This window comes from Amycolatopsis sp. cmx-4-61, from assembly GCF_046548775.1.
In the GTDB taxonomy this organism is placed as follows: Bacteria; Actinomycetota; Actinomycetes; order Mycobacteriales; family Pseudonocardiaceae; genus Amycolatopsis.
Genome location: NZ_JAEBEI010000008.1, coordinates 294,290 through 307,226 on the forward strand (window position 1 = coordinate 294,290; position 12,937 = coordinate 307,226).

Annotated in this window: 9 protein-coding genes and 1 pseudogene; 7 read left to right on the top strand and 3 right to left on the bottom strand. The window is 72.3% G+C overall.

The features are described 5' to 3' along the window. Positions 1 to 8 precede the first annotated feature (8 nt). Both ACLJOU_RS24230 and ACLJOU_RS24235 read left to right on the top strand, forming a co-directional pair. Positions 9 to 863 carry a DivIVA domain-containing protein gene (locus ACLJOU_RS24230; RefSeq protein WP_103352439.1) on the top strand — a complete coding sequence of 285 codons (855 nt, stop codon included), beginning with the start codon at positions 9 to 11 and terminating at the stop codon, positions 861 to 863. Between the two features lie 122 nt (positions 864 to 985). Beyond that, on the top strand, positions 986 to 1,609 hold the full coding sequence (locus tag ACLJOU_RS24235) for a hypothetical protein (RefSeq protein WP_410570136.1): 624 nt from the start codon (positions 986 to 988) through the stop codon (positions 1,607 to 1,609). Positions 1,610 to 1,906: 297 nt separating this feature from the next. Here the strand turns inward: ACLJOU_RS24235 and ACLJOU_RS24240 are convergent, their stop codons facing one another. Beyond that, complete coding sequence (locus ACLJOU_RS24240; protein ID WP_410570138.1) at positions 1,907 to 2,653, bottom strand: ArsR/SmtB family transcription factor; 747 nt, start codon at positions 2,651 to 2,653, stop codon at positions 1,907 to 1,909. Positions 2,654 to 2,717: 64 nt separating this feature from the next. Between ACLJOU_RS24240 and ACLJOU_RS24245 the strand changes: the two genes are divergently transcribed. From ACLJOU_RS24245 to ACLJOU_RS24260, 4 genes are all read left to right on the top strand, one after another. After that, positions 2,718 to 4,019, top strand: coding sequence for an MFS transporter (locus ACLJOU_RS24245; RefSeq protein ID WP_410570140.1), 1,302 nt, complete (start codon positions 2,718 to 2,720; stop codon positions 4,017 to 4,019). Positions 4,020 to 4,257: 238 nt separating this feature from the next. Continuing rightward, positions 4,258 to 7,416 carry an isoleucine--tRNA ligase gene (gene ileS, locus ACLJOU_RS24250; RefSeq protein ID WP_410570141.1) on the top strand — a complete coding sequence of 1,053 codons (3,159 nt, stop codon included), beginning with the start codon at positions 4,258 to 4,260 and terminating at the stop codon, positions 7,414 to 7,416. A gap of 75 nt (positions 7,417 to 7,491) precedes the next feature. Continuing rightward, positions 7,492 to 9,123 (top strand): penicillin-binding transpeptidase domain-containing protein, encoded by a 1,632-nt coding sequence (locus ACLJOU_RS24255; protein ID WP_410570142.1) that lies wholly within the window; start codon positions 7,492 to 7,494, stop codon positions 9,121 to 9,123. Between the two features lie 84 nt (positions 9,124 to 9,207). Next, entirely contained in the window at positions 9,208 to 9,963 is a 756-nt protein-coding gene (locus ACLJOU_RS24260) for an ArsR/SmtB family transcription factor (RefSeq protein ID WP_410570143.1), read from the top strand. A 262-nt stretch (positions 9,964 to 10,225) separates the two neighbouring features. On the opposite strand, the gene ACLJOU_RS24265 is transcribed toward ACLJOU_RS24260, so the two are convergent. Further along, positions 10,226 to 10,945, bottom strand: coding sequence for a cold-shock protein (locus ACLJOU_RS24265; protein WP_410570299.1), 720 nt, complete (start codon positions 10,943 to 10,945; stop codon positions 10,226 to 10,228). Positions 10,946 to 10,975: 30 nt separating this feature from the next. Next, positions 10,976 to 11,173, bottom strand: a pseudogene (locus tag ACLJOU_RS24270) (cold-shock protein); the annotation flags it as partial. A 250-nt stretch (positions 11,174 to 11,423) separates the two neighbouring features. On the opposite strand from ACLJOU_RS24270, the gene ACLJOU_RS24275 reads away from it, so the two are divergent. Continuing rightward, positions 11,424 to 12,902 (top strand): potassium/proton antiporter, encoded by a 1,479-nt coding sequence (locus ACLJOU_RS24275; RefSeq protein WP_410570145.1) that lies wholly within the window; start codon positions 11,424 to 11,426, stop codon positions 12,900 to 12,902. Positions 12,903 to 12,937: the final 35 nt, after the last annotated feature.

The following is a 12,937-nucleotide window of genomic DNA, read 5'->3' on the forward strand; positions in this document are numbered from 1 at the left end:
GTGATCTGATGTCGTTGACCCCCGCTGACGTGCATAACGTTGCGTTCAGCAAGCCGCCCATCGGCAAGAGGGGCTACAACGAGGACGAGGTGGACGCGTTCCTCGACCTGGTGGAGACCGAGCTGGCCCGCTTGATCGAAGACAACAACGAGCTGCGCCAGCAGATGGAACAGCTGGACGCGGAGCTCGAATCGACCCGCAGCGAGCTGGAGAGCGCCAAGGCGAACGTCGGTGCGCCCCCGATGCGTGAAGAGCCGTCGCGGCGCCTGGCGCCGGTGCCGCCGCCGCAGTCGGCCATGGAGCAGACGCAGGCGCACTCGATGGTCGCGGACAGCACCGAGCCGAACGTGCAGGCCGCCAAGGTCCTGGGCCTGGCCCAGGAGATGGCCGACCGGCTCACCGCCGAGGCGAAGACCGAGTCCGACGGGATGCTGGCCGAGGCCCGCACCAAGTCCGAGCAGCTGCTCTCGGACGCCCGGGCGAAGTCCGACTCGATGGTGAACGAGGCGCGCACCCGCGTCGACACGATGCTGAACGACGCGCGGACCCGTGCCGAGACCCTGGAGCGCCAGGCGCGCGACAAGGCGACGACGCTGGAGCGCGAGTCGCAGCGGAAGTACACCGAGACGATGAACAGCCTGAACTCCGAGAAGAGCGGGCTGGGCAAGAAGATCGAAGAGCTGCGCACGATCGAGCGGGAGTACCGCACCCGGCTGCGCGGGTTCCTCGAGTCCCAGCTGCGCGAGCTCGACGACCGCGGTTCCGCGGCCCCCGCGTCGGCCTCGTCGAACTCCGGGCAGTCGTCCGGCTCGACGAGCGGCGGGCAGGGCTACTCCTTCGGCCCGCGGGCCGAAGCCGGCTGATTTCCGCTCCTGGTCCACCCCGCCGGCCCCGTCGGCGGGGTGGACCACGGCTCGGAGTCGATCCGGTACCGCCCGTGGGCGGGTCGTGGTCCGCTCCCGGGTGGTTCGTGTTGTAATTCAGCGTGCTTTACATCGTGCTGGTCCTGGTACTGGCGGCGCTGGGGTTGCTCGTCACCGCGCTCATCACCGCGTCTTCGCTGTGGGCGTGGGTCTCCATCGGGCTTTCCGTGCTGGCCGGGCTGATCCTGGTCGCCGACTGGCTGCGCCGCCGGCGCCGGTCCGCGTCCCCGGCCACTCCGCCGGCCACCTCGCCTGCCGAGGCGGCGGTCGAGGCCCCGGCCGAGGCCCCGGCCGACCCGGCGCCGGAACCCGCCGAAGAAGAACAAACCACCCTGATCCCGGCCGCCGGCGAGCTGGGTGACCCGGCCGACACGCCCGAGCCCCAACCCGAGCCGGTACCCGAGCCCGAGCCGGAACCCGAGCCGGACGCTTCAGCCGAGGCCGAAACGAACCCCGATGCCGAGCCGGGCGTGGAAGAAACCCCGGACGCGGACGTCGCCGTCCTGACCGACCTCGAGGACGAGGTCGTGGTGGTCGACGAGCGCCCCCGCTACCACCTCCGCACGTGCCCCTGGCTCGGCACCCGCGACACGATCCCGATCGGCGTGGGCGAGGCCCGCCAGCTCGGCTTCACCCCCTGCGCCACCTGTACCCCCGACGCCACCCTGGTCGCCCCCCACCGCTGACCCGTGTCGACCCTCCAATCACCCGTGTCGACCCTCCAATCACGAGTGATGACCTCCCAATCACACGTGATGCCCGCCGGGACTCGCGTGATTGGAGCCGGACCTCGCAAGTTACGTCCCCGATCACGCGAGTTCCGGGCTCGATCACGCGAGATCCGGGTTCGGGCACGTGCCGAAACGGACGACACGCGTGTCTGGAGGGTCGACACGCGTGATCGGAGGGTCGACACGCGTGTCTGGAGGGTCGACACGCGTGATCTGAGGGTCGACACGCGTGATTGGCGGGACGACACGGTGTCAGGCGGCCAGGTCGGCGAGGCCGAGGTGGGTTCGCAGGGCCTGGACGCCTGACGGGGTCAGCCGCAGGGCGCGGTGGGCCTGCGCGCGGCGGGTGACCCAGCCCGCGTCGAGGAACCGCGTTGCCACCGCGGCGCCCAGTGCGCCGGCCAGGTGGTGGCGTTGCTCGCTCCAGTCGAGGCAGAACTTCAGGAGCGGACGCCGTCCGGCCGCCACGGACTTCGGATCGACCCCCAGCGAGCCGAACACCGAAGCCGCCGCCGGGCCCAGCGTGTACGGGTGCTCGCGCAGCGGAGCCGAAATCCGGTCGCCGGGACGTCGTCGCGTGTCGGACGCCCCGGTCAGCGCACCGCGCGCCAGCAACGCCGACGTGACCGCCACCCCGAGCCGCCCGGCCAGGTGGTCGTAGCACGTCCGGGCCGTCCGCAGCGCCTCCGCCCGCGTCCCTTCGCGCAAGGACGTCACCGGTTGGGACGGCGACCACCGCGCCAGCGCCTCCAGCAGCTCCGCGGTGTCCGGGCCGGCCAGCCGGTAGAACCGGTGCCGCCCCGACTTCTCGGCGACGACCAGCCCCGCCGACCGCAGCTTCGCCAGGTGCGCGCTGACGCCCGGCGCGGACAGCCGCGCTTCGGCGGCCAGCACGGACGCCGCCAGCGCCCGGCCGTCGGCCAGCGCCAGCAGCACCCGGACCCGCGCCGGGTCGGCGAACAGCGCGGCCGTGCGCGCGATGTCGGCATCCCCTTCCATGCCTCCAGCATGCCCCCGCGACACTTCCACCCCGGCGGAAGCGTCCGCGCGGTCCACTGGGGCCATGCTCCTGCTGACCATGTGCGCCGGGATGTTCCTCGTCCAGCTGGACGTCACGGTCGTCAACGTCGCCCTGCCCGCCATCGGCGCAGACCTGCACGGCGGCCTCGCCGCACAGCAGTGGGTGGTGGACGGCTACTCCGTCACCCTGGCCGCGTTCCTGCTCACCGGCGGTGCCCTCGGCGACGTCCAAGGCCACCGCAGGGTCGTCCTGACGGGCTTCGCGCTCTTCGGCACGGCGTCGGCCGTGTGCGGGCTCGCCGCCACCGCACCCCTGCTCGTCGTCGCCCGGGCCGTCCAGGGCCTGGGCGCGGCGTTGCTGCTGCCCGGCACGCTCGCCGTGATCACGAACGCCCATCCGGAACGCGCGCAGCGGGCCCGCGCCCTCGGGATCTGGGCCGGGATCTCGGCGCTGGCCCTGGCCGCGGGCCCGGTGCTGGGCGGCGCGGTCGTCTCGACGGTGGGCTGGCGGCCGGTGTTCTGGCTCAACGTCCCCGTCGTGCTGGCGGCGGCCTTCGCGACCCGGCGGGTCGTGCCGCGTGGCGAGCGCGTGCCCGGACGGCGGATCGACGTCGCCGGTGTCGCCACCGCGGCCCCCGCGCTGGGCGCCGGCGTCTACGCGGTCATCGCCCGGAGCGTTCCGGCCGCGGTCGTGGCGGTCGTCGCGCTGGCCGCGTTCCTCGTGCTCGAACGCCGGTCACCGGAGCCCATGCTCCCGCTCGACATCGCCCGGCGGACCCTGCCCGCCACCTTCGTCTCGGCGGCGATGAACTTCGTCGGCATCGGGACGATCCTCGTGCTGACGCTCTACCTGCAGGGCGTCCGGCACGCGTCGGCGTTCGAAGCCGGGCTGGAGGTGCTCCCGCTGTTCGGCCCGCTGTCGGTGCTGGCGCCGGTCGCGGGCCGGCTGGTCGCCCGGTTCGGGCCGCGGCCCCTGATGGTGGCCGGGCTCGCCCTCGGTGCCCTCGGCATGCTGAACCTGGTGCTGCTCGACGGAAACAGTGGCTATCCGGCGCTCTTGCCCACGTTGCTCGGGCTCGGCGTCGGCATGGGCTTGCTGACCACGGCGGTGGTGACGGCCGCGGTCAGTGACATCCCGGCCGGGCGCGCGGGCGTCGCCGGCGGCATCAACAACACGGCCCGCCAGGCCGGCGGCGCGCTCGGGGTGGCGGTGCTGGGCGCGGTGTCGGGCTCGGGGCTGCCCGCGGTGGGCGTCATCGCGGCGGCGTTGTGGCTGGTGGCCATCGGCGTCACGCTCGCCGGGGTACGCGCCCCTCGTGACAACCCGGTTGCGCGGGCCCGTTAACCTGGTAGGCAACAGGCGTCGATCCGGCCATCACCGGGGAGCCTCCGGAAGAACCGAGCTTTCCGCTCTCAGTAGAACCGGACGGGTGCGGCCCGTGACAGCCGTCGAACGAAGTGGCCCGTGCGAACGGGCAAGCGGGGTGGTACCGCGGAACGCCGGAAGGTGTCTCGTCCCCGTGTGGGTGACCGGTGCGGGAGCCGGTCGTCCGTACGCGAGCGACGAACCGAGGAGCACCCGGATGTACCCCCAGGCCCAGCTTGGCGACGGCGCAGGAGTGCCGTCGCAGCCGTCGTTCCCCGCACTGGAGAAGCAGGTCCTCGCCTACTGGGAGAGCGACCGGACGTTCCAGGCGACGATCGACGCGCGTCCCGCGGGCGAAAGCGGCGAAAACGAGTACGTCTTCTACGACGGCCCGCCCTTCGCCAACGGCCTGCCGCACTACGGCCACCTGCTCACCGGGTACGTCAAGGACCTGGTGCCGCGCTACCAGACGATGAAGGGCCGCAAGGTCGAGCGCCGGTTCGGCTGGGACACCCACGGCCTGCCCGCCGAACTCGAGGCCATGCGCCAGCTCGGCATCACCGAGACGTCCGAGATCGAAGAGATGGGCATCGCGAAGTTCAACGCCGCTTCGCAGGAGTCCGTCCTCCGCTACACCGACGAGTGGCGCGAATACGTCACGCGCCAGGCGCGCTGGGTCGACTTCGACAACGACTACAAGACCCTCGACGTCACCTACATGGAGTCGGTGCTGTGGGCGTTCAAACGCCTGTGGGACAAGGGACTCGTGTACGAGGGCTATCGCGTCCTGCCGTACTGCTGGCGCGATGCGACACCGCTGTCCAACCACGAGCTGGGCATGGACTCCGACGTCTACCGCAACCGCCAGGACCCGGCCGTCACGGTCGGCTTCCGCATGGCGGGCAACGGGAACGAGCTCGACGGCACCCACCTGCTGATCTGGACGACGACGCCGTGGACGCTGCCGTCGAACCTCGCCACGGCCGTGCACCCGGATGTGCAGTACGTCGTCGTGGAGAGCGACGGCAAGCGGTTCCTGCTCGCCGAAGCGCGGGTTGCCGCGTATGCGCGTGAACTCGGCGAGGAGCCGACGGTCGTCGCGCACTACACCGGCACGCAGCTGCTCGGAACCCGTTACGTGCCACCGTTCCCGTACTTCGTCGGCACCGAGAACGCCCACCAGGTGCTGGCCGCCGACTACGTCACCACCGACGACGGCACCGGGGTCGTCCACATCGCGCCCGCCTACGGCGCCGACGACAAGCTCGTCACCGACGCGGCCGGCATCCCGCCGGTCACGCCGGTCGACGCGCACGGCAAGTTCGACGCCACCGTGCCGGACTACGAAGGCCAGCAGGTCTTCGACGCCAACCCGAACATCGTGCGGGACCTCAAGAACGGCACGGGATCCGCGGCGCAGCAGGGTGCCGTCCTGCTGCGGCACGAGACCTACGACCACTCCTACCCGCACTGCTGGCGCTGCCGGAACCCGCTGATCTACCGCGCGGTTTCGTCGTGGTTCGTCGCCGTGACGCAGTTCAAGGACCGGATGGTCGAGCTCAACCAGCAGATCACCTGGTACCCGGAGAACGTCAAGGACGGCCAGTTCGGGAAGTGGCTGGAGAACGCCATCGACTGGTCGATCTCCCGCAACCGGTACTTCGGCACGCCGATCCCGGTCTGGCAGTCCGACAACCCCGAGTACCCGCGCACCGACGTCTACGGCTCGCTCGACGAGCTGGAGGCCGACTTCGGCGTGCGGCTGGACAACCTGCACCGGCCCTACATCGACGAGCTGACCCGGCCGAACCCCGACGACCCCACGGGCGAGTCGACCATGCGCCGCGTCCCGGACGTCCTCGACGTCTGGTTCGACTCGGGCTCGATGCCCTACGCCCAGGTGCACTACCCGTTCGAAAACGCCGAGTGGTTCGAGCACCACTACCCGAGCGACTTCATCGTCGAATACATCGGCCAGACCCGCGGCTGGTTCTACCTGCTGCACGTCCTGGCCACGGCGCTGTTCGACCGGCCGGCGTTCCGCACCTGCGTCTCGCACGGCATCGTGCTGGGCTCCGACGGCGCGAAGATGTCCAAGTCGCTGCGCAACTACCCGGACGTCAACGAGGTCTTCGAGCGCGACGGCTCCGACGCCATGCGCTGGTACCTGATGGCGAGCCCCATCCTGCGCGGCGGCAACCTCGTCGTCACCGACAAGGGCATCCGCGACGCCGTCCGCCAGGCCGTGCTGCCGCTGTGGAACTCGTACTACTTCCTCGCGCTGTACGCGAACGCCGAAGGCGTGGAAGGCACGTGGCGCACGGACTCGCCGAACGTGCTCGACCGGTACGTCCTGGCGAAGACGCACGAGCTGGTCACCGACGTCGAGTACGCGATGGACAACTACGACGTCGCGGGCGCGTGCCAGACCGTCCGGGACTTCCTCGAGGTCCTCACGAACTGGTACGTGCGCCGCTCGCGCGACCGCTTCTGGGCCGGGGACAAGGACGCGATCGACACGCTGCACACCGTGCTCGAGGTGACGTCGCGGGTCGCGGCGCCGCTGCTGCCGCTGACCACCGAGGTCGTCTGGCGCGGGCTCACCGGCGGCCGTTCGGTGCACCTGACCGACTGGCCGAACGCCAACGACCTGCCTGCGGACGCGGCGCTGGTGACGGCGATGGACCGGGTGCGACAGGTGGCGTCGTCGGCGCTGTCGCTGCGGAAGGCGAACAAGCTGCGCGTGCGGCTGCCGCTGTCGTCGCTGGTGGTGGCGGCCGACGACGCCGAGACGATGGGCGCCTTCGCCGACATCCTGCGCGACGAGGTGAACGTCAAGGCGGTCGAGCTGACCACCGACGTCGCCGCGCACGGCGGGTTCGAGGTCGCGGTCAACGCCCGCGCCGCCGGGCCTCGCTTGGGCAAGGACGTCCAGACGGTGATCAAGGCGGTCAAGGCCGGGGACTGGTCGTTCCAGGGCGGCACCGTGGTCGCGGCCGGGATCGCCCTGCACGAAGGCGAGTTCGAGCGGCGGCTGGTCGCCAAGGGCGGCGGCGCGGCGGCGGAACTGCCCGGCGGCTCCGGGCTGGTCCTCGTCGACACCGAGGTGACGCCGGAGCTGGCGGCCGAGGGCCTGGTCCGCGACCTGGTCCGGGTCGTGCAGCAGGCCCGCCGCGACGCCGGGCTCGACGTCGCCGACCGGATCGCGCTCACCGTCGACGCCCCGGCCGAGGTCGTCGAGGCGGCTCGGACGCACGAGGAGTTCCTCGCGTCGGAGACCCTGGCGACGTCGGTGACCCACGAGCCGGTCGGCGAGGGCTTCGCCGGCACGGTCGGCGACGGCACCAAGGTCACGGTGGCGGTGGCGAAGGCCTGATTGCCGGGGGTGGCCGGTAGGGTGCAGACTCGACCGGCCACCTTCGGGTGGTTTCCTTGGGGGAGGGGAACCGGAATGAGTCCTGGCACGAGACGCGGCATCCTGATCGGTGGCGCGCTGCTGGTCGTGGTGGTCGTGGCCGCCGCGTTCTTCCTGCTGAACAGCGGGGGGCCGGCACCGGAGGCCGCCACCGGGACCGAAGCGACCGCCGTGGAAAGCCCCGGCGCGCACGACCCGAACTCGGCGATCACCGAGTACCTGCAGGACGTCTCCGAGAACAACCCCGACGCGGCGGCCCGGCTGACCGACGACAACGCGGCGGCGGCGGTGGCCCTGCGGAGCACGCGGAACGCGCTGAACCCGTCGTCGGTGACCGCCAAGCTGAGCGTCCTGCAGCCGGCGCCGGCCGGGGCGAAGCAGACGGGCGGCACGTTCAGCCTGTCGTGGACCCTGAAACCGGGGCAGGTCTGGACCTACGACGTGCCGTTCCAGCTGGCGCTGAGCGACGGCAAGTGGCTGGTCCACTGGGCGCCGTCGCTGCTGCACCCGAAGCTGGAGGCGGGCCAGCGGCTGGTGGTCAGCACGGCCGCACCGGACACCGTCGCGGTCGCCGACCGCGACGGCAAGCCGGTGGTCTTCAGCGGTACCGGCGGCCCGCGGCTGGTGGACGGCAACCCGGCGCCGCTGCTGCGTACGGCGTTGCTGGGGCAGGTCACCGCCACGACCGGTGGCGGCCTCGCCGTCGAGCGGCTGGACGCCGGCGGCAAGAGCGTCGAGCGGATGTTCGGGAAGGCGCCGGGCGGAGGGGCCAAGCCGCTGGTGACGAGCCTGAGCCTGACGGCCCAGAGCTCGGCCCAGGCCGCGGTGGACGGCTACAAGGGGTCGGCGATGCTCGTCGCCCTCGACACGGGGTCGGGCGACATCCTGGCCGTCGCGCAGAACACCGCCGCCGGGGCTTCGCCGAAGGCGCTCAGCGGCCTGTACGAGCCGGGGTCGTCGTTCAAGATCGCCACGTCGGTGGCGGCGATCCAGCAGAGCGGCCTCAACGCGGCTTCGCCGGTCGACTGCCCCGGCGTCGCGACGATCGGCACCCGGACGGTCCGGAACGAGGGCTTCGAACTGGGCGCGACGAACCTGGAGACGGCGTTCGCGCGCTCCTGCAACACGACGTTCGGCAAGCTCGCGCTCGACCTGCCCGCGGACGGGCTGAAGAAGGCGGCCGACGAACTGGGCCTCAACGCCGACTTCGAGATCCCGGGGCTCAACACCGAACTGGGCAAGGTCGAGCCCGCGGCGAGCAAGGACGAGCAGGTCGAGGACGGGTTCGGCCAGGGCCGGATCCAGGCCAGCGCCCTCGGCGGCACGCTGATGGCCGCCACGGTCGCGGCCGGCAAGGCGATCACGCCGAGGCTGTGGCACGACGTCGAGACCACGGTGGTCAAGGGCTACTCCCCGCCGCCGGCGCCGGTCCTCGGCCAGGTGCGGAAGCTGATGCGCGCGGTGGTGACCAGCGGAACCGGCCACGCCGCGGCGTCGGCGGGCGAGGTCTTCGGCAAGACGGGCACGGCCCAGTTCGGCGACGGCAAGCAGGCCACGGGCTGGTTCGTCGGCTACCGCGGGAGCGTGGCCTTCGCGGTGGTCCTGGAGGAGTCGAACGACTCGGGCCCGGCGGTCCAGGTCGCCGCCAAGTTCCTCAAGTCCCTCTAGCGCCCGTCCCCCGGGGGCACTTCCACGCGGAAGTGGCCCGTCGGTTCGGCCGTGGCCGAAGCCCGGCCGCCGTAGCGTGGGGGCATGGAGACCATCGCGCTGGCCGAGGTGGCCGCGGTGCTCGCCGATCCGAGCCGGGCCACCATGTGCCTCGTGCTGCTGGACGGGCGGGCCTGGACCGTCGGCGAGCTCGCGAAGGCCGCCGGGATCGCCCTCTCGACAGCCAGTGAGCACGTCACCCGGCTGGCCGGCGCCGGTTTCGTCGCCCGCGTCAAGCAGGGGCGGGCCAGTTACGTCCGGATCGCCGACCCGCGCGTGGCCGAACTGATCGAGCACCTGGCCCAGCACGCAGTGACATCCGGGGCTTCGCCCCGAGCCGGGGGCTCCGCCGCCCGGAGCCCCCGGAAAACGGCCGGTCACCGGCCGGTGACCGGCCTGAAGTCGTCGGTGCGCGCGCGGCGGCTCGGGTTCGCGCGGACCTGCTACGACCACCTCGCCGGCGAACTCGGCGTCGCCCTCCGCGACGGCATGCTCGCCACCGGCCTGGTCGGCACCGCCGACGGGCTGGCACTGACCCGGCGCGGCCGCGAGGTGCTGGGGGAGCTCGGCGTGCCGGTCCCCGCCGGGCGGCGGCCGCTGCTGCGCGACTGTCTGGATTGGACGGAGCGACGCGAGCACCTCGCCGGGGCGCTGCCCGCGGCCCTGCTCGACCGGGCCGTCGACGCCGGCTGGGTGGCCACGGACCGGCACCGCGCGGTCAAGGTGCTTCCCGCGGCGGGCGAGCCGTTCGCGGCGCTCGGTGTCGATCTCGACGCGCTCGGTGGTGCCACCGCGCCGTAGACCTGGTCTCGAAACTCAAGGGAGTGTCACTGCGTAACCCGCCGGTCCTGGGCGTCGATCGTGGGCAGTCGTGGCGAAGACGACGCAGCAGCGGAGGGTCGAAGACCGGCTCTGGGAGCTGATCGAAGCCCTGATCCCGTCCCGACCAGCGCCGCGCGGCCCGGGTGGGCGGCCGCTGCAGCCGCGTTGCTGACGGCACCATCGACGGGGATGGACGAGCACTCCCGCCGGGAAGTGGTCAGCCGTCGGTGGGGCCGCCTCTTCAGAGGCGTTCGACGCGGTCGGCCTGCGGGCCCCGGTCGCTCTGACGCACCGCGTACCGGACCCGGTCACCCTTCTGCAGCGGCTCCGACCCCATGATCACGGACGCGTGGGCGAAGAGATCGTCGCCGCCTGCGTCCGGGGTGATGAAGCCGAAGCCGCGGTCGGCGTCGTAGCGCGCGACGACGCCCTCGCCGCCTCGTACGGGCACGTCCCGCGCCGCCGGCCCTGCGGCCGCGGCAGGTGCCGACCGCTGCGGCGCCGTCTGGGGCTCGGCGCCCCGGACCAGGTGCACGTCGCGGGCCTGCGGGCCCTTGTCTCCACTGGCCACCTCGTAGGCGACGCGGTCGCCCTCCGCGAGCCACGTCAGCCCCTCGGCCAGGGCCCGGGCGTGAACGAAGACGTCCCCGGCGCCGGAGTCGGGGTTGATGAAGCCGAAGCCCTTGTCCTCGTCGTACCAGGCCACCGTGCCGTCGGCACCGTCCGCGACACCAGCCGCAGCGGGTGAGCCGGCCCCTTCTCCCAGCGGGATCACGTGCCCGGCCTGCGGGCCGCGCTCGCCTTCGACGATCAGGAAGGCCACCCGCTGCCCCTCGGTGACCACGCCGCCGGTCACGATGGCGGAGCTGTGCACGAAGACGTCGGCGCCGCCGCCGTCCGGCGACGCGAAGCCGTACCCCTTGCCCGGCTCGTACCAGTTGATGGTGCCGAGCAGGCCCACGGCGCTGCCGGTGGCCGCATCGGCGGTGACGCGAACGCGCAGCGCCTGGGGCCCGCGGTCGTTCTCGCCGACCTCGAACACGACGGCCTGACCCTCGCGGAGCACTTTCGCGCCGCCGTCCCCGACGATCTCGGAGGCGTGCACGAACACGTCCGGCGAGCCGTCTTCGGGCGCGAGGAAGCCGAAACCCCGTTCGACGTCGAACCAACGGACGGTCCCTTGCGGCATCAACGGCTCCAGGTCGAGAGGGCGGGCACTGGCCTCCAGTCTCTCTGACAGACCTCGCGGTCCGTCGGCCGGGCCCACCGGCGGGCGGTGCGGAGCCAGGGGCGGGCGGTTGGTTCACCTAGCGACACGCAGAGTTTTGCGACCAGGTCTTAACACACCGGGTCTCCCGAGCCGAGCAGCGGTACACGAACGAGTTAGGCCCGTCGCTTCACTATTCTGAGTGCCCCACGGCACTCGGGAGGGAGGCGGCATGGACCAGCTCCCCGTGCTGCTCGGCGTCGGCGGCATCGTGCTCCTCGCCTCCGTGCTGGCCGTGCGTGTGTCCATCCGCCTCGGCCTCCCCTCGCTGCTGCTCTACCTCGCGATGGGCGTGCTGCTCGGCGAAGCCGGCTTCGGCATCCGATTCGACAACCCCGAACTCACCCAGTCGCTGGGGCTCGCCGCGCTCGTCATGATCCTCGCCGAAGGCGGGCTGACCACCCGGTGGTCGGCGGTGAAACCCGCACTGGGAACCGGAATCGCACTGTCCACTGTGGCCGTTGTGGTGAGTGTGGCGGTCACCGGCGCGGGCCTGCACTGGTTGCTGGGCCTCGACTGGCGGCTGGCGCTGCTGTGGGGCGCGGTGCTCGCCTCCACCGACGCGGCCGCGGTGTTTTCCGTCCTGCGCACCGCCGGGATCGGCAACCGGCTCACCGGCGCGCTCGAACTCGAGTCGGGCATCAACGACGCACCGGCCTACATCGCCGTCGTGGTGCTGGCCGAAGGCGCCACTGTGGACTGGACGCTGCCGCTGCTGGTGGTCTACGAGCTGGCCGCGGGCCTGGGCATCGGCCTGGCCTTCGGCTGGCTCGGCGGCCTGGCGCTGCGCCGGGCCGCGCTGCCGGCGACCGGTCTCTACCCGCTCGCCACGGTCGCGGTGTGCGTCGTGGCGTATTCGTCCGGGCAGCTGCTGCACGCGTCCGGGCTGCTCGCCACCTACGTCGCCGCGCTAGTGCTCGGCAATTCGCGGCTGCCGCACCGGTCGGACACGCTCTCGTTCGCCGAGGGCCTGGGCTGGCTGGCGCAGATCGGGCTGTTCGTGCTGCTCGGCCTGTTCGCCTCGCCGGGGCGCCTGCTCGACGCGATCGTGCCGGGCCTGGTCGCGGGCGCCGTCGTGCTGCTGCTGGCGCGGCCGATCTCCGTCGTGGTGTCCATGCTCCCGTTCCGGCTGCCGTGGCGGGAACAGGCGTTCCTGTCGTGGGCCGGGCTGCGCGGGGCCGTGCCGATCGTGCTCGCGATGATCCCGCTGTCGCACGGCCTGCCGGGGGCGCAGCGGCTGGTCGACGCGGTGTTCGTGCTGGTCATCGTGCTGACGCTGGTCCAGGGGGCGACGCTCGGGCCGCTGGCGCGCCGGCTCGGCCTGGCCAAGAAGTCCGAGGCGCACGAGATCGAGGTCGACTCCGCGCCGCTGGACGAACTGGGCGCCGAACTGCTGCAGGTCCGGATCCAGCCCGGGTCGAAGATGCACGGCGTGTACCTGTCCGAGCTGCGGCTGCCGGTCGGGGCGACGATCAGCCTGGTGGTCCGCGCCGGCGCGGGCTTCACCCCGCAGAAGACCAGCCGGCTGCAGGAGAACGACCAGCTGCTGGTCGTGACGACGAGCGCGGTCCGCGACGCCGTCGAACGCCGGTTGCGTGCCGTCGACCGGGCCGGGCGCCTGGCCCGCTGGCGGGGTGAGGCCGGCCTCTGAGCGCCCTCTGTGACCGGCGTCTCAGAATGTGCGAC

Excerpts from the sequence above, each read along its gene's own strand:
- ACLJOU_RS24230 (WP_103352439.1), top strand. The coding sequence starts at position 9 with ATGTCGTTGACCCCCGCTGACGTGCATAACGTTGCGTTCAGCAAGCCG.
- ACLJOU_RS24240 (WP_410570138.1), bottom strand. The coding sequence starts at position 2,653 with ATGGAAGGGGATGCCGACATCGCGCGCACGGCCGCGCTGTTCGCCGAC.
- ACLJOU_RS24245 (WP_410570140.1), top strand. The coding sequence starts at position 2,718 with ATGCTCCTGCTGACCATGTGCGCCGGGATGTTCCTCGTCCAGCTGGAC.
- ileS (WP_410570141.1), top strand. The coding sequence starts at position 4,258 with ATGTACCCCCAGGCCCAGCTTGGCGACGGCGCAGGAGTGCCGTCGCAG.
- ACLJOU_RS24255 (WP_410570142.1), top strand. The coding sequence starts at position 7,492 with ATGAGTCCTGGCACGAGACGCGGCATCCTGATCGGTGGCGCGCTGCTG.
- ACLJOU_RS24260 (WP_410570143.1), top strand. The coding sequence starts at position 9,208 with ATGGAGACCATCGCGCTGGCCGAGGTGGCCGCGGTGCTCGCCGATCCG.
- ACLJOU_RS24275 (WP_410570145.1), top strand. The coding sequence starts at position 11,424 with ATGGACCAGCTCCCCGTGCTGCTCGGCGTCGGCGGCATCGTGCTCCTC.